The organism is Tritonibacter mobilis, from assembly GCF_001681715.1.
Lineage (GTDB): Bacteria > Pseudomonadota > Alphaproteobacteria > Rhodobacterales > Rhodobacteraceae > Epibacterium > Epibacterium mobile.
Genome location: NZ_LNWY01000004.1, coordinates 1 through 21,703, shown reverse-complemented (window position 1 = coordinate 21,703; position 21,703 = coordinate 1). Strand labels below are relative to the sequence as shown.

General features: G+C 57.2%; 16 protein-coding genes, 5 pseudogenes and 1 other annotated feature. Of the genes and pseudogenes, 5 read left to right on the top strand and 16 right to left on the bottom strand.

Features of this window, described 5'->3' with window-relative positions:
- Positions 1 to 82 precede the first annotated feature (82 nt).
- The gene (locus UB90_RS03315) at positions 83 to 922 is read left to right on the top strand and encodes an ABC transporter permease (protein WP_081285511.1); all 840 of its coding nucleotides are present in this window, start codon (positions 83 to 85) and stop codon (positions 920 to 922) included.
- Between the two features lie 260 nt (positions 923 to 1,182).
- Positions 1,183 to 1,533, top strand: coding sequence for a hypothetical protein (locus UB90_RS03310; protein WP_065326159.1), 351 nt, complete (start codon positions 1,183 to 1,185; stop codon positions 1,531 to 1,533).
- 367 nt (positions 1,534 to 1,900) lie between these two features.
- Here the strand turns inward: UB90_RS03310 and UB90_RS03305 are convergent.
- A pseudogene (locus UB90_RS03305) lies at positions 1,901 to 2,882 on the bottom strand (IS3 family transposase).
- Positions 2,523 to 2,631, bottom strand: a sequence feature (AL1L pseudoknot). It overlaps the preceding pseudogene by 109 nt.
- Positions 2,883 to 3,147: 265 nt before the next feature.
- Between UB90_RS03305 and UB90_RS03295 the strand changes: the two are divergent.
- Positions 3,148 to 4,119 carry a KpsF/GutQ family sugar-phosphate isomerase gene (locus UB90_RS03295; protein WP_046002287.1) on the top strand — a complete coding sequence of 324 codons (972 nt, stop codon included), beginning with the start codon at positions 3,148 to 3,150 and terminating at the stop codon, positions 4,117 to 4,119.
- Positions 4,120 to 4,158: 39 nt separating this feature from the next.
- Here UB90_RS03295 and UB90_RS03290 read toward each other — a convergent pair whose 3' ends face one another.
- The 3 genes from UB90_RS03290 to UB90_RS03280 are packed head-to-tail and all read right to left on the bottom strand — an operon-like array spanning position 4,159 to position 6,358.
- Positions 4,159 to 4,857, bottom strand: a complete 699-nt coding sequence (locus tag UB90_RS03290) for a GAD-like domain-containing protein (RefSeq protein WP_065326157.1) — start codon at positions 4,855 to 4,857, stop codon at positions 4,159 to 4,161.
- Positions 4,858 to 4,908: 51 nt separating this feature from the next.
- Positions 4,909 to 5,571: a GAD-like domain-containing protein gene (locus tag UB90_RS03285; RefSeq protein WP_065326156.1), complete on the bottom strand. Its 663-nt coding sequence runs from the start codon at positions 5,569 to 5,571 to the stop codon at positions 4,909 to 4,911.
- Between the two features lie 10 nt (positions 5,572 to 5,581).
- Positions 5,582 to 6,358, bottom strand: a complete 777-nt coding sequence (locus tag UB90_RS03280; protein ID WP_065326155.1) for a polymorphic toxin type 15 domain-containing protein — start codon at positions 6,356 to 6,358, stop codon at positions 5,582 to 5,584.
- A gap of 65 nt (positions 6,359 to 6,423) precedes the next feature.
- Here UB90_RS03280 and UB90_RS03270 point away from each other — a divergent pair.
- Positions 6,424 to 7,589 (top strand): annotated as a pseudogene (locus UB90_RS03270) (IS3 family transposase).
- A gap of 209 nt (positions 7,590 to 7,798) precedes the next feature.
- Here UB90_RS03270 and UB90_RS03265 read toward each other — a convergent pair.
- The 7 genes and pseudogenes from UB90_RS03265 to UB90_RS03240 all read right to left on the bottom strand — a co-directional run.
- A pseudogene (locus UB90_RS03265) lies at positions 7,799 to 8,056 on the bottom strand (transposase); the annotation flags it as partial.
- 112 nt (positions 8,057 to 8,168) lie between these two features.
- Positions 8,169 to 8,258, bottom strand: a pseudogene (locus tag UB90_RS22705) (IS5/IS1182 family transposase); the annotation flags it as partial.
- Between the two features lie 485 nt (positions 8,259 to 8,743).
- Complete coding sequence (locus UB90_RS03260) at positions 8,744 to 9,781, bottom strand: GDP-mannose 4,6-dehydratase (protein WP_065326153.1); 1,038 nt, start codon at positions 9,779 to 9,781, stop codon at positions 8,744 to 8,746.
- Positions 9,782 to 9,794: 13 nt separating this feature from the next.
- Positions 9,795 to 10,961: a nucleotide sugar dehydrogenase gene (locus UB90_RS03255; protein WP_065326152.1), complete on the bottom strand. Its 1,167-nt coding sequence runs from the start codon at positions 10,959 to 10,961 to the stop codon at positions 9,795 to 9,797.
- Between the two features lie 5 nt (positions 10,962 to 10,966).
- Positions 10,967 to 12,400 carry a mannose-1-phosphate guanylyltransferase/mannose-6-phosphate isomerase gene (locus UB90_RS03250; RefSeq protein ID WP_065326151.1) on the bottom strand — a complete coding sequence of 478 codons (1,434 nt, stop codon included), beginning with the start codon at positions 12,398 to 12,400 and terminating at the stop codon, positions 10,967 to 10,969.
- Between the two features lie 160 nt (positions 12,401 to 12,560).
- Positions 12,561 to 13,175, bottom strand: a complete 615-nt coding sequence (locus tag UB90_RS03245) for a sugar transferase (RefSeq protein WP_065326150.1) — start codon at positions 13,173 to 13,175, stop codon at positions 12,561 to 12,563.
- Entirely contained in the window at positions 13,172 to 14,044 is an 873-nt protein-coding gene (locus UB90_RS03240; protein WP_065326149.1) for an NAD-dependent epimerase/dehydratase family protein, read from the bottom strand. The genes UB90_RS03245 and UB90_RS03240 overlap by 4 nt, the downstream gene beginning before the upstream one ends.
- Positions 14,045 to 14,157: 113 nt before the next feature.
- On the opposite strand from UB90_RS03240, the gene UB90_RS03235 reads away from it, so the two are divergent.
- On the top strand, positions 14,158 to 15,270 hold the full coding sequence (locus UB90_RS03235; RefSeq protein WP_065326148.1) for a polysaccharide biosynthesis/export family protein: 1,113 nt from the start codon (positions 14,158 to 14,160) through the stop codon (positions 15,268 to 15,270).
- 28 nt (positions 15,271 to 15,298) lie between these two features.
- Here the strand turns inward: UB90_RS03235 and UB90_RS23045 are convergent.
- The 5 genes and pseudogenes from UB90_RS23045 to UB90_RS03215 all read right to left on the bottom strand — a co-directional run.
- Positions 15,299 to 15,509 (bottom strand): annotated as a pseudogene (locus UB90_RS23045) (transposase); the annotation flags it as partial.
- 361 nt (positions 15,510 to 15,870) lie between these two features.
- Positions 15,871 to 16,143, bottom strand: a complete 273-nt coding sequence (locus UB90_RS03230) for a hypothetical protein (RefSeq protein ID WP_065326147.1) — start codon at positions 16,141 to 16,143, stop codon at positions 15,871 to 15,873.
- A 235-nt stretch (positions 16,144 to 16,378) separates the two neighbouring features.
- Positions 16,379 to 17,065, bottom strand: coding sequence for a YjbF family lipoprotein (locus UB90_RS03225; protein ID WP_065326146.1), 687 nt, complete (start codon positions 17,063 to 17,065; stop codon positions 16,379 to 16,381).
- Positions 17,062 to 19,260, bottom strand: coding sequence for a YjbH domain-containing protein (locus tag UB90_RS03220; protein WP_081285510.1), 2,199 nt, complete (start codon positions 19,258 to 19,260; stop codon positions 17,062 to 17,064). The genes UB90_RS03225 and UB90_RS03220 overlap by 4 nt, the downstream gene beginning before the upstream one ends.
- A 181-nt stretch (positions 19,261 to 19,441) precedes the next feature.
- Entirely contained in the window at positions 19,442 to 21,340 is a 1,899-nt protein-coding gene (locus UB90_RS03215) for a polysaccharide biosynthesis protein (protein ID WP_065326145.1), read from the bottom strand.
- Between the last annotated feature and the right edge of the window lie 363 nt (positions 21,341 to 21,703).

Below are 21,703 nucleotides of genomic sequence, written 5' to 3'. Positions count from 1 at the left end.
AGGTTTGTTTTTCTTGGTAATGCTCTATACGTAGCTGCGACTCGTTTCAAACCATTACGCTCCTACAAGCGACCGCAGGCGCATGACTGAAAAACCTGATCAAGTCCAATCTGAAAATCGAGCTCCAGAGCCGTCCATGGTGTTGGCAAGAAGGAAAATTCCGTTTCAGACGGCGCGTGTAGTTGCAGCGCTCCTGATGCGTGAGATGGCTACGACGTTCGGTCGGTCGTCTCTTGGGTATGTTTGGGCCGTGTTGGAGCCGATAGGCATTATCGTGGTTTTTACCCTTGCTTTCTCAATCATCTTCAAGCAGCCGCCGCTTGGCGACAGCTTTCCTCTTTTTTACGCTACCGGTTACATTCCATTCAGTATATACAACAGCACACAATCGAAAATTTCTTCGTGCATCACTCAAAACAAAGCACTTTTATTCTATCCTGCGGTGACGCATACGGATGTAGTACTCGGGCGCTTCACCCTAATCGCGCTTACAGAGTTGACAGTTGCTCTTATCGTGTTTTCAGGCTTATCTATCTATTCTAAAGTCAGTTTTGTGGCTAGCTTTCCGCACATCTTCATGGCTCTAAGCCTCGCCATGATACTTGGAGGCGCTGTTGGGCTAATGAACGCAACTCTGTTCGAGATACTCCCATCGTGGCGCAGTATCTGGAAAATTTTGACGCGTCCGATGTTCTTTATTTCCGCAGTTTTCTACCTTTTCGACAGCTTGCCGAACAGTTTTCAAACGGTTTTGTGGTGGAATCCGCTAATTCACATTATTGGATCGCTTCGTGTTGGCTTCTACCCTGAATACGAAGGTGCATACATCTCCTGGATCTATGTAATCTTGCTTTCTCTGGTGTTGATGACCATTGGACTTGTGAACCTCCGGACATCAAACAAGTTCATCATCAACAACTGACCCCGAATAATGAAATGGGCCAATGTTTAGCGCTACTGGTCAATGCCGGAGTGCTGAGGTGGTCGCAATATTTCGGACCAGTTGCTAAACTGCAGCGACTGACGAAGGAATATCGCAGATGACGAAGTGGAAACCCTATTCGTTCGGCTGAGTGCAAGGCCAAAGTTGCGCTCAAAGCCATCCATGACGAGTAGGTGAAGGCCGAGCTGGCCAAGATCCACGTGGCCCATCCCACAATAATCAGCGGTTGAAAGAGAACGGTGATCGAGAACGTGGCATCAGTGTTTGGCGGTGCCGCCTCGACCGAGTCGGGGATTTCCAAGAAAGATGTCGAAAAGTTGCACGCCAAGACCGGCCTGTTGGTCGAGGAACGCGATTTTTGTCGGAAGCCTCCAGTCGCATCCTCGGCACTGGAGGCTGAGAGCGGTGAAGCAGGATATCCCTATCTCAGCGTCCGGCGGCAGTTCAGCCTGTTGTCTCTGGTGCGCTCCAGCTTCAAATATCACCCGTGCGGCGAAAGCCCCGAGAACCTGACGTTCATGGGAATCATCGACGGGCAGCTCCTAGAAGCGCCCTGGTTCGGCTCGCGGCATATAGACCGCCACATGTAGCGGGAGGGGCAGAGATGCGGGCGCCATCGGGTGCGACGGCTGATGAGGCTCATGTGTCTGGCGCCGATTTTTCAGAAGCCCAAAACCAGCAAGAAGCATCCGGCGTACAAGATTTGTCCGTACTTGCTCAGCGATCCGCCCATGACCCGATCCAATCAGGTTGGGCGTCCAGACATCAGTTATGTCCCGATGCGTCGGGGCTTCCTGCATCTCGTGGCGGTCATGGACTGGCATAGCCGGAGAGTTTTGAGGTGGCGAATGTCGAACAGCTTGGATGCCGGGTTCTGCGTAGAGGTACTGAAGCCAAATACGGCTCGCCGGAGATATGAATCGCCCCGGTTTTGCCGGCGACTCTTGAGTTCGTATTTCAAGCTGCGATTTTGTCTGACTTCAAGGCTCGTTCGTACTTCTCCTCCGCTTCGATTGGTGTGATGTAACCAAGCGACTCAAGCAGGTGCTCTTTGTTGAACCAATCCACCCATTGCAAGGTTTCCCATTCGACCTGATCTTTGGATTTCCAAGGCCCCAGTCGATTGATGACTTCGGTTTTGAACAGGCCGATGACGGCCTCGGCGAAAGCGTTGTTATAAATGTCTCCGACACTGCCAACGGAAGGTTCCAGCCCGGCATCTACCAATCGCTCGATGTACTTGATCGATACATTTTGGTTGCCGCGATCTGGATGATGGACCAATTTCTCGGCTGGCCTGCGGGCATGGATTGCTTGTTCGAGTGGATCCAGAACAAACTGCGTGTCCTGCGTTGCCGACGCCTTGAATGCCAAGCTGACGCATCAGACGTTCGACCGTGAAGCGGGCAATATCAATCTTCTCGCGCCTCATTGCATGCCAAAGTTTGCGCGCGCCATAGACAGACCTGTTCCTCTCCCAAACTGCCTTCATCTCCTTGCACAGATACGCATCGCGCTTGGCACGATCAGATGCCCGGCCAGAATCACGCTCGACGGCAAGGCGTTAATATAAGGTAGAAGGGGCGATTTGCGGAACCCGGCAGATCGGTTCGACCACATGTATACTTCGATGATCCTTGATGAAGGCAATCATTTGCAGAATGGTCGGTCGAGCTCCGCCTGACGCAGCTGCCGGTTCTCACGCTCAAGTTCCTTGATGCAATCCCGCTCTACCGAGGTCACGCCGTCGCGCTGGCCTGTATCCGTCTCATACTGCTTGACCCAGATGCGCAAGCTGTCCCAACGGCACCCAACCTTCTGAGAGATCGACAATATAGCCGCCGATCTACTCGCGTATTCTGTCTCGTGATCCAAGACCATCCGCACCGCGCGCGCGCAGTTCCGCTGGATAGCGTGTTCCGTACTTCATCTCTCCCATGACCCAGTATCCTTAGTTCTGGATCTCCGGCAAACATGGGGCGATTCAGAGTCCCCCTCGCTACGTTTCTCGCCATCAACGCAACACTCGCTTCAGATAAATAACAGCTTGATATACTAACTCCCGATATCACATAAAACCTGGTCAATTCAGATCATTATATGCGGTACAAGCTCAACGCATCTTGCTCAATTCTATCACTGGCCATTCCGTTCTATGCCGAATACACAAGGAGACATAGTGCCACCCCGACGGAGACCGCGCCATGACACCGCGAGTACTGACCTGTGATGAAACCCTTGCCGAAATGGCCCGCGTGCTGACCGTTGAAGCGGCCGCGCTGACGCGAATGGCCGCCGAGGTGGGCGATGCGCAGCTCAGGGCGGTAGAGATCCTCGAGGCCATGGAAGGGCGCGTGATTGTGTCGGGCGTCGGCAAATCCGGCCATATCGGCAATAAGATCGCGGCCACCCTGGCCTCGACGGGGACGCCGGCGCAATTTGTACATGCCACCGAAGCCAGCCACGGTGATCTTGGCATGGTGACGCCGCGCGATGTCTGCTTGGTGATTTCCAATTCCGGCGAGACGTCTGAATTGGCCGATATCGTCACCTATAGCCGCCGTTTTGCGATCCCGCTGATTGCCATCACCCGCAAGGCCGACAGCACCCTCGCGACCCAGGCCGATGTGGTGCTGTTGCTGCCCGATGCGCCAGAGGCCTGCGGCATCGGCATGGCGCCCACCACCTCGACCACGGCGACGCTGGCGATGGGCGATGCGCTGGCGGTGGCATTGATGAAGCGGCGCGGCTTTGAGCGCGAGGATTTCAAGGTCTTCCACCCCGGCGGCAAGCTCGGCGCGCAGCTGATGCTGGTGGATGGGCTGATGCACACGGGCGAGGCCCTGCCCCTCGTGGCGCCGGACACCCCGATGTCCGAGGCGCTTTTGACCATGACCGCCAAGGGTTTTGGCCTTGCGGGGCTGGTCGAGGGTGGCCGCCTCACGGGTATCATCACCGACGGCGATTTGCGCCGCAATATGGACGGGCTGATGGCGCGCACTGCGGGCGAAGTGGCCACCCGTGGCCCCAAGGTGATCCGGCGCGGCTCGCTGGCCTCTGAGGCGCTGCATGAGATGAACAGCCGCAAAATCTCGGCGCTGTTTGTGCTGGATGATGAGGATCGGGTGGCGGGACTGCTGCACATCCACGACTGTCTGCGCGCCGGTCTGGGCTAGGGGCTTTGGCAAAGCAGGCAAAGAGCAAAGGACACCACTCTAAAGTTTCTTGAAAGCTTCGTCCAAACTCTCATCTGCGCCGGAGCCAAACGCGCGCTTCGCGAGGCCATCCATTCCAATAACGGGCTTTTCACTTAGACCGGCCAGCACTGTTAGGTGCGAAGCGGCGAGCACAATTTTCAGATTGGCGGCATCAATTTCTCCGCCCAGCTGTAGAGCCGGTGAAAACCCGTATATTTGATCGGCCCCCAAAGACCCCAAACGCTGTTGGGCTGCCCGCAGCAAACGATCTCGAAGGTCCCCTGGCTTGGGATCTAGATCGAAGAAAGCATCTTCTCCCAAGACATTAGCTTTACCTGCAGCAATGCCAGCGGCGTCATTTTTCTTTCTGATGATGAGCGCATCAAGTAAAATGTCGAGGTGAAAATCACGGCCCGTTATTTCACCCCAAACGCGCAAGTCACCAAAGCATGTTCTTGAAAAGACATGATACGTATCCTTGCCTTCAAACTCTGTGCCTTTGATCCATTCGGTCAATGGCACAGCGTAGTCCTCCGGATTTACCAGTTGGAAGTATCCGTCCAGAAACGTTGAAAACCCAAATTTTTGCCAATACTCGATCATGACGCCGGGTACATGCTTTGCGAGTCGCTGTAAGACATCCTCCGACGCAGCCGCAAATGAAGTGGGCTTACCAAATCTCTCTTCGAAATACTCAAAGTCCTGTGCAATGGTCATCGTCTTGCTTCAAAAACGCTTGTGAACAAACTAGCCTCGGGGGGCGAACAGCTATCCGATGGATCGCACAACTCTTGGCGGCTGGGAGAGATAATCGACGAGTTGAAACTGCTGGAGCTGCGCGAGGAAGAGAAAATGTTCCAGCGCCGGAACGATCTTTATATTCTCCAACTTTGGCGCGCCACCCATGGTGAGGGCCGGGAAAAAGCCGAACGCCTGACCGGGTTCTGGTCGCCCAAGCGTCTTCACCGTGCGCGAGAAGAGCTTATTATCATCATCGTCGTAGGCGTCGAGAGAGTCGTCTTTCGTTAAACGGAATAGGAGCGCAGTCAGGGCATTCTTCGAAGGGCCCGGACTGCCTTCCTTCGTGAGACCACTTGCAATGACCTCATTCCGGAGAAGATTTATATCCATGACTCCATGTCGTTCGCTCCATGCAAAAATGATTCCAAATGCCGAATATCCAAAGATATGACAATCCGCATGCGAAAAATCTTTGTCAGCGTGAAAGACTTGGGAGAGAAGTCCATCGAAATCTCCTGGCGTGCAGACATTAAATAATCCTTTGACCCAAGATCCCGTACCTTGCGTTTCCCAGAATTCCAAAAGCATACCGGGTACTTTTCCACGATAGGCAGCAATGACCTCATCAGGCACGGGCTGTACGTCCATCAGAGGCCCGTTGCGGTCGATTATCACCTCAAGTTCATTCATGTTACTATCCTCAACACGGTCTGAGCCGTATGTTTGCCTTTACTGCACCTTGTCTGGCCTGATCAGCGAGAGCGCGATCCAGATCATCGACCTTTCCACGCCATTGGCTGCCAAGTGAGCGGTTTACACTGCGATTTTGCAAGCCGGAAATATTGGATGGATCCCCGCCGGCTACGATGTCAAGCACATGCGTTGCATCCAGCGTTGACGCCTCTAACTCGGCCAAGCGTTCGGCTTCGATTAGCCCATGTTGATCTATTAGTTCATCAATCTTGTTGCGTATCCATTGTGACCGTGCATTTCTCTGCGCGGCCGCATCCCGGAACTTGCCCGTCCCATTTGCTTCGACCAGCGCCCTTCTCCGCATCAATTCTGACAGATCGCTGTTGTTGATCGCAGCCTCCTGTTCGGTGAGCTGATCTATAAACTCTTGTCGTGTCGAGTTAGGCGGTCTGTTGAAGCAGGGCATGTCAGTGGGGTCTCTCACCCGCTTACCAGAACGCCGCGTGATCCGTGTGATCCCGTTCGTCACGCCCTCAGCCACCTCATCAATCTTACCCTTCAACGCTTTGATGAGGTCGATCATCTTGCCGCTGATCGACTTCAGGAACGTGAATACACGCAACAGGGCCTGCCCGGCGCGGCCAGCTTTGGACAGTGCAGCTGTAACCTTGCCAGTGTAGGTCGCGATACGCGCAGCCAACGCTGCACCGCCCGTCCCTGCGGTGAAAAACGCGATGATCGCCAGTACAGCCGCGATGAACAGCTCTGGAATAAGGTAGCCCACGCCAAAGCTTGGTCTTCCCCCATTGAAGTGGCCCTCCGCTATGTTTAGGAAAACGGAGTAAACACATGGCCAACAAGCGACAAAAGCCCGAGGAGATTGTCACGAAGCTGCGACAGGTTGAAGTTCTGACGGGGCAAGGGATGCCGCGTCTGGATGCGATCCGGCAGATTGGGGTGACTGAACAAACTTACTACCGCTGGAAGAAGAAGTACGGTGGAATGGGCACGGACCAATTGAAGGAACTGAAGCGGCTGCAGAAAGCGAATGAGCGGCTTCGCAAGGCCGTTTCTGATCTGACCTTGGACAAGCTGATCTTGGGGGAAGCCGCGAAGGGAAACTTCTGAGCCCCGCTCGTCGCCGTGCTTGCATTGATCGCGTTTGTGGTGAGTTGAATGTCTCGGAACGCCGCGCGTGCCGCGTTCTGAGATAACACCGATCCACGCAGCGTAGGGTGCCAGTTGGTCGCCTGGATGAAGAACGATTGGTGGCCGACATGATCGAGCTGACCCGGCAATATGGCCGCTATGGCTATCGTCGGATCGCAGCGCTGCTGAGAGATGCAGTCTGGCATGTGAATGACAAGCCGTTCGAAAGGCTGTGGCGACGAGAGGGGCTGAAAGTGCCCATTAAACAACCAAAGAAGGGGCGTCTTTGGCTGAATGACGGATCGTGAGTTCGGCTACGGCCAGAACACCGTGGTCATGTTTGGTCTTACGACTTCGTGCATTGCCGGACTGATGACGGAAAGGCGTTCCGCACGCTCAACATCATCGACGAATACAGCCGAGAATGCTTGGCAATCCGCGTAGATCGCAAGCTGAACTCCGGCAACGTCATCTATTCGCTGAGCGACCTGTTCATCCTGCGCGGTGTGCCTTCGTTTATTCAGTCTGACAATGGCCCGCTCGCCATTGGGCTCGAACCAATAGCGCCTTCAATGGCTCGCTTCGTTGCACAGGCCGTGCAGGACTGGATCAAAGCCATCGGCGCAAAGACGGCTTACATGGAACCCGGCTCACACTAGGAGAACGGATACCGTGAAAGCTTCAACGCCCGGTTCAGAGATGAGTTCTTGAATGGCGAAATCTTCTACAGCCTGCGAGAAGCACAAATCCTGATCGAAGAATGGAGGAAGCACTACAACACGAAACGCCCACATAGTGGTCTGGGCTACCGCCCTCCGGCCCCGGAAACCGTCGTCCAGATGGACCAAAGGTCGATCATGCACTAACAATCAAATTGGACCACTCAAGTGGGGCTGATCAGGTAAGCTACGCGCAAAAAAGAGGGACATGATCCCGGAGCTAGTAATCTGGAACCCGAGGTGCGGATCTCATCAAGGCCTGGCTGGCAAAACCAGCCACTGATCAGAGGCCGGATACATTTACGCAAGCCAAAGACGTCATCCAACAACTTGCAACCGCGGGGCGGACCATACATTTTTCCCAGAATTTCCTTGAGTGTGGCAACGTCGAGCATGTGCTCCGCAAGCATCTTCTTAAGCTTGGCGTTCTCGGCCTCCAGGGCCTTCAGCCGCTTGGCCTCGGACACTTCCATACCGCCATACTTCGAGCACCATTTGTAGAACGTGCCATCGCTAATGCCGTGCTTACGGCACAGTTCCTTGGCACCTATCCCGGCCTGATGCTCCTTCAAGATGCCAATGATCTGCTCTTCGCTGAATCGGCTTTTCCGCATTGTCTGTCTCCTCATGTGGAGAACAGGCTAACTTCAAAACGCGGACATTTCAGGGGGGCACGTCACTTAACCCATTGCGATTGATGAATATTGTCCCACTCAGAACGCGTTAGTCATCGACCCGGGGCTTTCCGTGTGACTTCGGAAAGAAAAGTTCCAGACGCCCCATTTGCGCGTCGGTCAGCCAGAAAAGATCGCTCATGTCACAGCTTCATTTTCGGAGCCGTGAATCAGGCAGTGCGACCGAAATCAATGCATCCTGACCCTAGGGGGCAAAGGATCTAACATGTGAAAGTGGGGGCCGTTGTCGGGGCTGGCATGTTGACCCTACTTGCGCTAGAAAATTTCCTGAGGTCAGCGACTTCAGGAGAAACCAGCCACTCGGCCATCCACATTTAGGATCTGTTTTCATAGGTATACTGGGTCATGTGACCGGACATATGAAAACGCGCTCCGGCCGCTTGCTGCGTAATGTGTGGAAAATGGCATGAGGACCTTAAGTCCGACCCCCCTTTCTCTGGCCCGAATTCCTCAAGGAAGAGTGGCCTCCTGCCCGCCAATGAGACGGCGCTGAGCGTATTTTTGTGATCTAAAGACACTGGGGGCCCAAGGGCTTTCACGAGTGTTGCTGATCCCATGTCGCCGATTACGCGCTACCACCGTTCAGTACCGCCTGCTTTGATAAAGCTACTTGATCTTATTGGTAGCAACATACTCCTGATACCACGCCACGAAGCGGGACACGCCCTCTTCAACAGAGGTCTGCGGTGTATATCCGGTGAGCCGCTCCAAGAGTTGGATATCGGCCCAGGTCGCGGGGACATCGCCCGGCTGCATCGGCATCAGATTACGCTGTGCCGTAATGCCCGTGGCTCGCTCAATGGCGCTTATGTAGTCGCTAAGCTGCACTGGGTTGGAGTTGCCGATATTGACCACACGGAACGGTGCCACCGGTGACAGGCTGTCTCCCTCTGGCACATGAGCATCACAGGGGCGCTCGGGACGTGCGGCCATCAGCAGCCGGATCGCCTCCACCAGATCCTCAACGTAGGTAAAGTCCCGCTGCATGTCGCCGTGATTATAGACATTGATAGGACGGCCTTCGAGGATCGCCTTGGTGAATTTCGTGGGAGCCATATCCGGCCGCCCCCATGGCCCATAGACGGTAAAGAACCGAAACATCGTGATCGGCAAATCGAAGAGATGTGCATAGGAATGCGCCATATGCTCGGTCGATTTTTTGGTCGCCGCATAGAAGGACATCTGGTGATCAGCCTTCTGGGTCTCTTGATATGGCATGTTGGTATTGGCGCCATAAGCCGATGAGGTCGATGCAAGCAGCATATGTTTGGGTGGATGTGCGCGGGCAGCCTCCAGCAGCTCAAACGTCCCCATGAGGTTGCTTTCCAAATAGGAACGCGGATTCTCAATGGAGTGGCGCACACCAGCTTGAGCCGCCAAATGCACAACAATATCTGGATTATAGGACGCAAGCAGATCCGCCAGTAATCCTGGGGTTTCAATCCGGCCAATGACCGGCACAAAGCGCCCCGTACCCTGCCCTGCGGCATCTTCCAGCATCGCATGACGCCGCTCTTTCAGCGAGACATCATAGTAGTCGCTGAACGCATCCAGCCCGATAACATGTGCCCCATGTTTCAAAAGCAGCTTGCTGAGGTGAAAGCCAATGAAGCCGGCGGAGCCGGTTACAAGAACGGTTTGCATGATTTCTTCTTTCTTAGTCCGCCTCAAACAGGTCGCGCGTAAAGACCTTGTCAGAGACATCGCGGATCTCTTCGCTCATCCGGTTTGCCACGATAAGATCGGCCTCGGACTTAAAGGCGTCAAGATCGCGGATGACCCGGCTGTGAAAGAAGTGATCTTCCGTCAGCACCGGCTCATAGACGATCACCTCGATGCCTTTAGCTTTGAGACGTTTCATGATGCCCTGAATGGAGGACTGACGGAAATTGTCTGATCCCGCCTTCATCACCAGCCGGTGGATGCCGACCACCTTGGGGCCTTTCATCAGGATCTGATCGCTGAGGAAATCCTTGCGGGTACGATTGGCGTCGACAATGGCCCGGATCAGGTTCTGCGGCACCTGATCGTAATTGGCCAGAAGCTGCTTGGTGTCCTTGGGCAGGCAGTAGCCGCCATAGCCAAAAGAGGGGTTGTTGTAATGGCCGCCGATGCGCGGATCGAGGCTGATGCCTTCGATGATCTGGCGGGTGTCCATGCCCCCGGCCATGGCGTAAGAATCCAATTCATTAAAAAACGCCACCCGCATCGCGAGATAGGTATTGGCAAAGAGTTTCACCGCCTCGGCTTCGCTTGGATCGGTAAAGAGGGTGTCCACCGCCTCTTCCTCGGCGCCCTCCAACAGCAGATCGGCAAAGATCCTGGCGCGCTTGGACCGCTCGCCAACGATGATCCGGCTGGGATGCAGATTGTCATAAAGCGCGCGGCCTTCGCGCAGGAACTCGGGGGAAAAGATCACCTGATCGGTTCCCAGCCGCGCCCGCACATCCATGACGAACCCCACCGGAATCGTGGATTTGATGACGATGGTGGCGGTGGTGTTGACGGCCATGACGGCTGCGATCACCGCCTCGACGCTGGAGGTGTCAAAGGAATTGTGCCGCGGGTCGTAATTGGTCGGCGTTGCCACCACCACGTAATCAGCGCCGCTGTAGGCCGCCGCCGCATCCGTGGTCGCGGTCAGGTTCAGACTGTGGGTGGTCAGGAAATCTTCCAACTCGGGGTCGATGATCGGGCATTGCCGAGCATTGACCATCTCCACCCGGTTTTCCGCGATGTCGGTGGCGACAACCTCATTGTGCTGAGCCAGCAAAACGGCATTGGAAAGGCCAACATAGCCAAGCCCTGCAACTGCGATCTTCATGAACCTTACTCCCGGGCGTAGACGTCCTCATAGCGAAGAATGTCATCCTCCCCCACATAGGCCCCGGTCTGCACCTCGATCAAGACCATCGGCACTTTGCCGGGGTTTTCCATGCGGTGTACTGCGCCAAGCGGGATGTAGACGCTCTCGTTTTCAGTCACCAGCCTGACCTCATCATCCACCGTCACCCGCGCAGTGCCCTCCACCACGATCCAATGTTCAGAGCGGTGAAAATGGCTTTGCAGGCTCAGGGAGGCACCGGGGTGGACCAGAATGCGTTTGACCTGAAAACGCCCTCCCACCACCAGGCTTTCAAACCAGCCCCAGGGGCGGTGATCTTTGGGGAAGGTGGTGGCCTGCGCCGCACCTTTGTCTTTCAGCGCCTGCACCGCGAGCTTCACATCCTGCGCGCGGGATTTATCCGCCACCAGAACCGCGTCATTCATCGCCACCGCCATGATGCCCTCAAGGCCGATGCCGACCACTTCCAGCCGGTCGCTGTCAGAGCGCAACAAGGTATCGGAACAGTCGATCGCCGTCGCCGCACCGCTGACCACGACGCCATTGTCGTCCGGTCCCGCCTCGCGCCAGACCGCATCCCAGCCGCCCAGATCCGACCAGGCCGCATCAAAGGGCACCACGGAGAGGTTCTTGGCTTTCTCCATCACCGCATAGTCAATCGAGATATCCGCCGCCTGCGCCCAAGGCTCCGGGGCCAGTCGCAAAAACCCAAGATCCACCTCTGCGTCCTTCAGTGCGGCTGCAACCGGTGCCATCAGGTTGGGGGCGTGGGCCTCAAAGGCGGCGATGATATCAGCGGCCCGGAACAGGAAGATCCCCGCGTTCCATTTGAAATTGCCCGCCGCCAGCATCTCGGCAGCGCGCGCCGCATCGGGTTTTTCCACAAACTGCTTCAGCGCCACCGGGCGGCCCGCCGCATCAGGCGCTGCGGAGAGTTCAAGATACCCATAGGCGGTTTCCGCATGGGTGGGGGTGATGCCAAAGGTCACCATCTGCCCCTCACTCACCGCCACAAGCCCCTGCGCAACGGCGGCGTGGAACGCGTCAACATCAGGTATCACATGATCTGAGGGAGCCACCAAGAGCACGGCCTCCGGATCCTGCGCCTGCGCCCGAAGCGCCGCGACCAATACGGCGGGGGCAGTGTTGCGCCCTTCAGGCTCAATCAGGATCGCACCGGGATCAATGCCCGCAGCCTGAAGCTGTTCCGTCACAATAAAGCGGAAATCGGAATTGGTCAGCACCATCGGTGCGCCAAACGCAAACCCGACACCGGCGCCCGACAGCCGTTTGGCAGAGGCCTGAAACAGGGTTTCTTCACCCATCAAGGGCACAAATTGCTTGGGATAGCTCTTTCGCGACAGTGGCCAGAGCCTCGTGCCAGAGCCACCACAGAGAAGAACAGGGGTAATCTGCATGACAATCCTTTAGCAGAAAGCTGACTATCCGTGCTCTGTATAACTGCTAATTTCATGCAACACCAGTTCGTGCGATGGGTTTGAAATTGCAACTTTGACAGTTAGCCAAGCGGAGGATCGCCAGCGCTGGCTTTTCCCAACCGCCCCTACGCCGTTAAACTCAGCGTCCGCGCCGGAACAGGTTGCCAATGGTCTGAAACACCAGATCAAAATCGTAGCACATATTCTGATGGCGCTGATAAATCAGATCCAGCCGCGCTTTTGCGGGCACGCAGATGCGGGAATAGACCGCATGGGTCTCCTCGCGCGTGGCGCAGCGCTCCAACAGCATCGCCTCATGTCTGTGGTAGGCAATCGAGGCCAGCCCTGTCACGCCGGGGCGCGACTTCAGCACCTCTGCGTAGATCTCGGGATGGGCTTCGACATATTGCCGAAGCGGCGGGCGCGGCCCCACAAAGGACAGATCGCCCCTGAGGATGTTCCAGAGCTGCGGGAACTCATCCAGCCGCTTTGAGCGCAGCCATGCGCCGGTTTTGGTGACACGGGCCGCCTTGTCACCGCCCGAGACGCCGCTGTCCTCGTCAACAAGGGTCATGGTGCGCAGTTTCCAGAGTCTAAATGGGCGATTTATGCCCTTCATCCGCTCTGCCACATAGAACACCGGGCGGCCTTCTTTCCAGAGCAGCCACAAAAGCAGCCCCAAAAGGATCGGGCCAAGGATCACGATCAACAGCGTCGCGAAAAAGAGGTCAAACAATCGCTTGTCCCATGTCATGGGCTGGCTTCATCCTTTGTATGTGGCTCTAATAAGGCCATTTCAGCCACCATCTGCACCGGATCCGCCACATGCAGCTGCATCTTGGGGGCCAAGAACCCGCTCAGGCGTCCAAGGTCAAGCGCCACCTCTGCAATCGCCGCATCCGGCGCTGGCACTGTGGCAAAATCCCGCCCTGCTGCCTGCAACAACGCGCCCATTTCGATCGGGCCGGGCTGGGCGATATTGAGCACGTCCGGCAGATTCGGTGCTTCCATCAGGGCCGCGATCACATCGGCCAGCGTCAGCACCCCGATGTAGCTGCGCCGCGGTGTGCGCCCGTCTTTGAACTGATCCAGACGAAATCCGGGTTTCCAGCCCCCGAGGATCACATCGAATCCGGCGATATTGCCAATCCGCAGCACCGAGACCTCTACCCCCAGTTCTGCCGCCAATGCGCGGGCGCGCGCTTCCATATCGGCCTTGGCCGCACCATAGGGGCTGGCGGGTGAGAGGCGGGTCTCTTCGTGCAAAGCCCCCTGCCCCGCACCGTAAACCGCCGCTGATGAGATCAGCACCACCCGCACGCCAGCCGCAGCCCCCGCACGCACCGCGGCCTCTGCCAGATGGGTATTGAGCGCCAGATCCTCCCCGCGCGCAGGCACGGTGCCCGCCAGACAGAGGATCTGCCCGGCCGCCTGCGCCGCCTGTGCCAATGTCTCCGGCTGTGCCAGCGGGTCAAACACATGCCAATGGGCGCCAGACTGCGCGCGCCGCGCCTGCCAAAGCGCCGCCTCCGGCCCCCAGCGATACCGCAGCGCGCGCCCGATCCGGCCGGTGGCACCAAGCACAAGCGGGGTCAGCAGGAATGTCACAGACGCGCGGGTCATTGCTCTTGGGTCCTGTTTGCAAGGGGGCAATCATTGACGATACGCCCCCCACCAGTATGGTGCCTGCAACATATTCACAAACACGCCCCGAGCGCCATCGGGACAAGGACTGTATGCTGAAACTCTCGCTTCTGGTCGCGGCCGTCTCCGTCGCTCTTCTCCCTGCCGCCTGCTCTCGCCTGCCCGGCGGAGCCCCTGCCAGCGAGGAAATTCTGAAATCAGCTGCCGATGCGGATGCGGATTTTGCGCTCTATGCGGTCAACCGGGCGTTCCTGCCCACCGTTGCCCATTGGCCCCCCACCGGCAAACAAGAGACCCTTGGCTGGATTCGCGCCAGCCAAGGCCCTAAGACGCAAATCATCCAAGCTGGAGATCGGCTGACACTTAGAATATGGGACAGCAACGACAATTCACTACTGACCTCGGTCGAGCAAAAGATGGTACAACTGCAAGACGTACGCGTGACCGCCAATGGGTCGGTGTTCCTGCCCTACGTAGGCGATGTGAATGTCAACGGCTTAACTCCTGAGTTGGCCCGCAAAAAATTGCAGCAGGAACTAGAGGCCATTGTCCCCTCCGCCCAGCTGCAACTCGACATGATCGAGGGACGCAACAACTCAGTCGATTTGGTGTCAGGTGTAATCAGCCCTGGCACGTACCCTATGCCCGATCGCAACTATTCCGTGATGGGGTTGATTGCCGCCGGTGGTGGGATCGCAGCAGGCCTCAACAATCCGCAAATTCGGCTGATGCGCGCAGGTCGACTCTATGGCACCTCGGTGGACAGCCTGCTCAACAATCCGCAAAAGGACACACTGCTGCGCGGCGGCGATCGGGTCTTTGTTGAAGAAGATGAGCGTTACTTCCTTTCGTTTGGAGCCACAGGCACCGAGGATCTCCATATTTTCACCAAAGATGAAGTGTCGGCAATGGATGCGCTGTCGATTTCCGGCGGGTTCCAAGACAGCAAAGCCGATCCCAAGGGGCTGCTCGTTCTACGTGAGTACCCGGCCTCTGCGGTGGCGCCGGGCGTGCGGGGGCCACGGCAAACAAGGGTGGTGTTCACTCTCGATTTGACCACTGCAGACGGGCTATTTTCGGCCCGCAACTTTCAAATCAATCCCGGTGATCTGGTTATGGCTACCGAAAGCCCGATCAATGACGCACTGACGATCTCTAATTTAGTCGGCAATATCTTCGGAGTGTTCAGCCGCGCCGGTCTCTGATCGGCACCTCACGTGTCAGTTCTTAGAAAGACATTCCGAAAAGGACTTTCATCGTTAAGCAATTTGGGGTCGCAGTGCCACTATAGAGCGGCTATTGGCCTCGTTTGCTATTCGGCGGCCGCACCCAAGACCACCATGTCCAGATCGAACCGGAGCGTCAGAGAACCACGCTGTTTCTGCGCTTCGTTGTAAGCCAGCCAGTTCTTAGCTTTACACCTCGAGACGATCGGCCTTTTGATCCAGAACGGCTACCAAGCTGGATTCGCAAGATAATTCCCTAAACATACATTTGCGTCACAGAGCTGCACCATCTCGCCACCAGATCTAGTTTTTGACCGCGTTTTGGTGCTCTTGTTTCGGCGCGTGAGCGCGCGTAGATTGATACGATCAGACCCTTGGGCGAGGTCAGAGGCACAGTGCAAAATCCTTTTGCCAAAGGTAAACTGCCCTATCTTGATGGTTCCACTGAAACGCGCCCATCAGCAACCATGCAACAGATAGATGAAACCACATGCAAAACGGGCCCTTTCCAAAAGGACCCGTCTCGATTTTGGTTCTGCTTCACGCCCCTCGAGGGGTGACCCTAGAGCGTACTGCAGATCAATTGGTGGTGGTGGTCGCAGTCTCATCATCATCGCTGACAACAACACCAACAACAACGGCAGCGGCAACAACGCCTGCTGCAATACCTGCGGCACCCAGACCGCCAACACCCAAACCGAGGCCTGCACCGGCACTCGCGCCGGCACCTGCGCCGGCTGCTGCACCTGTACCGCCAGCACCGCCACCTGTTGCGGCACCACTGGTTGCTTGCGCCATTGCACCGCTTGCGGCCAATACTGCAATTGCGGAGACTGCGAGAAGTTTCTTCATATCTTAATACTCCTATGGAGATTGAGGACCGTTAATCTCACCCTAAGTGAGAGCATTGAACATTTCAACGTGGTCTATAACAGCTAGATCCTTACATTTCAGTTTTTATTCTGTCGTTGCCGAAAAAACGCGCGCTCTTTTGCTGATGGGGCAATCCAGGGTGGCAATTGCGCGCCAGATACCTGGCCGCACAGATGCAACCTTTTGAAATCAGAGAGCAGACCGCGCCTTAGGCTCAATCCACCACCTGACGGGTTCGGATATAGCCAATGACGGGCCCGGCCCATTGCCGCGACTGGCGTATGCGCCCGCCAGAGAGGTCGACCCAGTAATCATTGACCACCTCGCCCCCTTTGCCGTCACTGCAGCGTTCCTGCAGGCGGCGTGTGGGGTAGGCGCGCTCGACCACCTCCAAGGAGACCCGGCCCAGATCGCGCCGCTCACAGGCCAGCGTGACGCGATAAGATCCGCTGTCATCGCCGCGGAACAGGTAGCTGCGTTGCCCGCCCGCAGCAGGCCCCATAGCGCCCTGCCCGTCTGCGGGCACTTGCGCTGTGATCATGCCGCCCCTGAGGCCCCGGGTCGAGATCAGCATGCCATCGCGAAAGCCAAAGCTGATATTGTCGATACTGCGCCACAGCTCAATCCGGCCCGGTTCATCGTCCCGCCGCGCCATCTGCAGGGTCAGGTAATCGCGCAGATCCTGCTCTTCGATCACCACCTCCACATGCGGGTCCTTGATGCTGGCCAAAAGCGCCCGCGTCAGGGTTGGCGGCTGCGGTTTGCTACCGCCCCCAAAGCGTTGCTGGATCTGGTCACGGATCAAACCGCCCACCTCAAGCTCCAGCGGTGTGTCCTCTGGCCCCTGCGCGCAGGCCCCCAGCATGGCACATAGGCCAAGGGCATAAATCAGATGTTTCATTCCCAGAACCTCGCCCGCTGCTCGCCGAGACTTTTGCGATGTGCGCCACGCACCTGTTCATAGAGCCGTCCCGGCACCTCGACGCGCTGGCCGCCATCGCGCTGCACCGGGCGGATGGTCATGCTGTATGCGTTGCGCGAGGGCTGCCCCAGAAGCCAGTTCAGCGGAATGGTCAGCCTGATACCCTTGTCAAAGGAGCCTTCGCCAAAATCCTCTGCCGAGACATCGGTCACCGTAAAGAACCCGCCAAGCTCCCAGCCATTGTTGAAGGTGCGCGTCAGCGACACCGTGGTGCCGATATCCCCGGCCAGATAGCGGCCCGCATCCACCTGCAGCAAGTAGTTCTTTGGCAGCTCCAGATAGGCCGAGGCATGGCCTGTCAGCACATCATAGTCACGAAAGCCCAGACGCTGATCAAAATCACGCTGGCGCACGTAATTGAGCTCGGCCCCAAGACCCAGACGGCTATCCACCGGCTTCCACAGGATCTCGCCGGACAGCCCGCCATACATGCTCTCGAAATAACCCAGCGAGGCGCGCGCATAGAGGTTGCGGCCCGCGCTCCAGCGCCGTTCCACATAAAGCTGTTCCAGCGTGGTGTCGGCCTGCGCATATTCACGCTGATCGGTGCGCACCTGCGGCAGGTTCGACGTGCCCGGACGCCCATCGGCCACATTGCCCCAGATCCGCTGCCGGATTGCGCCTGCCAGTTTCCAGCCCGGCGCCGGGCTGTAGCTGGCCTTCAGGTCCACACCAAAATCGATCCGGAACGGCACCGAAGGGTCAAAGTAGGACGGCGAGGTATAGGGGCTGAGTGAGTATGAAAACGCCGGATAAAGGTCTTCGGACAACAGCGCATCCTCAGCCGCCGCACCAGCATCCTGCACCGCCGCCACCGCCCAGATCGCATCCGGGGCCTCGGGGGAAAATTCCAGCGCTTCCAGATCGGAGCGGCGCACCACCACAGCCGACAGCCCCAGCCCGCCGCTTGTGGGCACGATTCGGAAGGTCTCGACCGAAGGCGGCAGGCTCTGCGCCATCGCCCGCGCCGCCCGGCCCACCGCGAGGGCCTGCGATTGATAGCGGGTGTTGCGAATACGCGCTTCCGCCGTGGTGCCGCGCAAAGTCACGCTTTCCAGAAGAAGCCCATCCTGCCGCAGCGATTGCGCCAGGAGATCACGGGTCTTGAGCTTGGCGCTGTTGCTGTCGGCCCAGGCCGTGGTCCAGAGTGCTTCATCCTGCGCCCAGGTGCTGCGCGGCACTACCGGCGAGGGTGCGGGCACCTGCATGGGCGTTGGCGGATGGCGCGGGTTCATCTGGATCTGCGCCGAGATCCCAAACTCCGACCCATAGAGATAATAGGCCCCAAGCCGCAACTGGCGGCTGGCCTGATACTCAACCCCGAAGTTGAAATCCGATTTGCGCTCAAAGACGTTGGATTGCTGAGTTTCCTGCGTATAGGCATCCGTGGAATATTCGGCCTTTACGCCCCAGCGCCCGTGCCGCCATTCGATCCCTGCAAAGGGGGCCACATCGCCGCGGAACCAGCGGTCCACGCCCAGTTCCCCACCGGTATCGCCCGGCGTAAACCCCGGTCGGTTGCCAAGTGTTGCCACGGTCCCGCTGGAGCCCAGACGCCCCCAGCCCAGACCGGCAGAGAGTTTAAACTGCCCCGGCAGCGCATCCGGCGTAATGGTCTTGGTGGCGACGATATATTCACCGCCATAAATCCCGGTGCCCGCCAGATCCTGAAGCCCCACCGCCACTGCCGGACGATAGCGTCCCTCCTGCCAGAGACGGAACCGCAGATCGAAATTGCGGTCGTAGAAATCGCCAAAGTTGAACAGGTTGCGGTCCTGCGTCTCCGTATAACGAAAGGCCACCGACACCCACGGCAGCGCCTGCACCTGCAGGTTCATACGGGTGATGCCGCCAAAGCTGCTGACAGAGGTGGCAAATTGCGCATCCGGCATCATCTCGGCACTGGGCATGTCGATCACACCGGGGTTGCCATAAAAGTTGAGGCTCGGGGTTTCGGGCCAGGCAAAACCACGCGGCGTGCTCTCGTCGGCCAACAGCGCCTGCGAAAGCCCCGTACTCAGCATCAAGGCCAGAAGGATGCGCGCAGATTTTGCGCTTGGATAAAACCTCGGACCCGCGTTTGGGCCAGACAGGGTCGGGATCGGGAAAGTCACGCGCGGCTATCCTTGCTCAGTCTTATCGTTGTTGTTGGTCTTTTCCTGCCGGGCGGACCTAGGTCGAACGGGAGCCGAACTGGGGCCGACAAGCAGGAGATATCCACCTGTTGTTTTGCTTACTGCCCTACCCTTTGACGCCGATCAACGGTCAAAGCGGCTTTGTTGCAACCTGTGGCACTCAGGACGTCTTGCGATCCCGGTCGGCCTGCACATAGCCTTCGACCCAGCGTAGGATAATCTGGCGCGCGCCCTCTTCATCGCCCACCGCAACCGCCTGCCGCAGAGCCCGCATAAAGGCGGCCACTTCGATCTCGGAGAGCACCGCCTCGCGCGCGCAGAGGATCTTGGGATGGGCGGTGCGGATCAGCTCGCTCGACAGGGTCAGCTCTTCTTGCATTTTTTCTCCCGGACGCAGGCCGATGATCTCGATGGCGATATCACCTTCCGGGTGGTCCGCGTCGCGCAGGCTGTAACCTGCAGCCTCGATCACCTGACGGGCCAGTTGCAGGATCGAGACCGGCTCTCCCATATCCAGCACAAAGACCTCGCCTCCCTTGGCCTCAGCGCCGGCTTGCAGCACCAGCTGCACCGCCTCGCGGATGGTCATGAAGTAGCGTTTGACCTGCGGATCGGTGACCGTCACCGGACCACCGCGGCTGATCTGTTCCTGAAACAGCGGGATAACAGACCCCGAAGAGCCCAGCACATTGCCAAAACGCACCATGGTAAAAACCGTGCGCCCTGCAGAGCTGTCGCCGCTTGGGTCACATCGTGAGGCCAGATCCTGCACGATCAGCTCCGCCATCCGCTTGGACGCCCCCATCACATTGGTCGGGCGCACCGCCTTATCCGAGGACACCAGAATGAAACGCTCCACCCCAAATTCCGCCGCCGCAGAGGCCAGCGTCTGGGTGCCAAAGACATTGTTCGCAAGCCCCGGCAGCGGGTTGGTTTCCACCAACGGCACATGTTTGTAAGCAGCCGCATGCAGCACCACCTGCACCTTATGGCGCTCCAGCACCCGGCGCACCTGACGCGGATCGGTGACCGACCCCAGGACCGGGACCAGTTCAATCCCCGCACCCTCAAGCTGCTGGCTGAGTTCTTGGTGGATGGTGTAAAGCGCCAGTTCCGACAGCTCATAAAGCACCAGTTTGGTGGGGCGGCAGGCCAGCAGCTGACGGCTGAGTTCCGACCCGATCGACCCTCCTGCACCGGACACCAGCACCACCCGTCCGGCATAGGACCCGGCACTGGCCTGAAGCGGCATATCGCAGGCATCCCGGCTCAAAAAGCTCTGCGGGGCCACCGGGGTCAGCTTTTCCACCAGAGCCTCTTCGCCAATAAGCTGGGCAAAGGAAGGCAGCGCCTGCACCTCCAGCCCAAAGTTTTGCAAACGATGAATTATACGGGCCTGTTTAGGCGAACTCAAAGAAGGCATCGCCAACAAAACACGTTTGATTCGTCTGACCTCTACAACTTCCGAGATACGCGACGGCGCATACACTGGGAGCCCCATTAACATGAGCCCTTGCAACGATTTATTGTCGTCAACGAACGCTACTGGATCGATCCCATCGTGAGCCTTCAATGCTTGAGCAAGCTGAGTACCCGTATTACCCGCGCCGTATATCAACACCCGCGCACGCGGGCGAGCCCTACGGTAAACTGCTAAGACCACCTGAAGCAGAAAAGCACGAGCTGCTACCATTGTCAGTAGATAAATCAGGCCGAAAACAACAAACAATCCCGCTGGTAGCTCAGGACCAAAAATGGCGCTCAGCGTTGCCGCGCTCAGCGCAGCGAACAGCGCGACAAGTGCTGTTAACCCGACGGCATGACGCTCATAAGCTATCAGCTGAACACGCGGGATACCCAACCAATATGAGAGTCCACCCGTACCGAGTAGTATATACGGCATCAAGGGTAGCATCTTCCCTACGATGATTAGAGAAGATGAAGGCATATTCTGAAGCATCAAGGCAAAGAACAAAGCAGCTGGCAGAAGCCCCAGATCCAAAACCAGAACAATCATCGCCTTCTGCTGTCGCGTGAGCGCCTCCAGAAGTTTTAGCATTCCCTCATCTACCTCAATACTAGAACCTTGTTTTCCTCTGCACTGCAGAACGCAGCCTGAGAGGTCAATACACAATATGCAAAGGTGACTTCCCTTGCGGTGAAACTACCATAGCATGTAATCTGCACTCACCCGAATGAGAAAACGGTGCCGTACCGAGTTGAGCGATATCTCACCATTCGTCCGCTTAATTTGTAGCCTCTCGCTACGTGAGCAGGCTAAGATTAGTATGGGCGCATCGACATCCAAAGAGATATAAGTCAGTACTACATACCTATTGTTTCGCACGCAAAACAATAGGCCAGCATACGTGACCTACTAATCTCAGGTTCGCTACGGGGATTAGGCTCCAGACTCATTGTT

Bases quoted from the DNA above. Each gene is read 5' to 3' on its own strand.
- UB90_RS03315 (WP_081285511.1), top strand. From the start codon at position 83: ATGACTGAAAAACCTGATCAAGTCCAATCTGAAAATCGAGCTCCAGAG.
- UB90_RS03295 (WP_046002287.1), top strand. From the start codon at position 3,148: ATGACACCGCGAGTACTGACCTGTGATGAAACCCTTGCCGAAATGGCC.
- UB90_RS03290 (WP_065326157.1), bottom strand. From the start codon at position 4,857: ATGACCATTGCACAGGACTTTGAGTATTTCGAAGAGAGATTTGGTAAG.
- UB90_RS03285 (WP_065326156.1), bottom strand. From the start codon at position 5,571: ATGAATGAACTTGAGGTGATAATCGACCGCAACGGGCCTCTGATGGAC.
- UB90_RS03260 (WP_065326153.1), bottom strand. From the start codon at position 9,781: ATGCAAACCGTTCTTGTAACCGGCTCCGCCGGCTTCATTGGCTTTCAC.
- UB90_RS03255 (WP_065326152.1), bottom strand. From the start codon at position 10,961: ATGAAGATCGCAGTTGCAGGGCTTGGCTATGTTGGCCTTTCCAATGCC.
- UB90_RS03250 (WP_065326151.1), bottom strand. From the start codon at position 12,400: ATGCAGATTACCCCTGTTCTTCTCTGTGGTGGCTCTGGCACGAGGCTC.
- UB90_RS03245 (WP_065326150.1), bottom strand. From the start codon at position 13,175: ATGACATGGGACAAGCGATTGTTTGACCTCTTTTTCGCGACGCTGTTG.
- UB90_RS03240 (WP_065326149.1), bottom strand. From the start codon at position 14,044: ATGACCCGCGCGTCTGTGACATTCCTGCTGACCCCGCTTGTGCTTGGT.
- UB90_RS03235 (WP_065326148.1), top strand. From the start codon at position 14,158: ATGCTGAAACTCTCGCTTCTGGTCGCGGCCGTCTCCGTCGCTCTTCTC.
- UB90_RS03230 (WP_065326147.1), bottom strand. From the start codon at position 16,143: ATGAAGAAACTTCTCGCAGTCTCCGCAATTGCAGTATTGGCCGCAAGC.
- UB90_RS03225 (WP_065326146.1), bottom strand. From the start codon at position 17,065: ATGAAACATCTGATTTATGCCCTTGGCCTATGTGCCATGCTGGGGGCC.
- UB90_RS03215 (WP_065326145.1), bottom strand. From the start codon at position 21,340: ATGCTAAAACTTCTGGAGGCGCTCACGCGACAGCAGAAGGCGATGATT.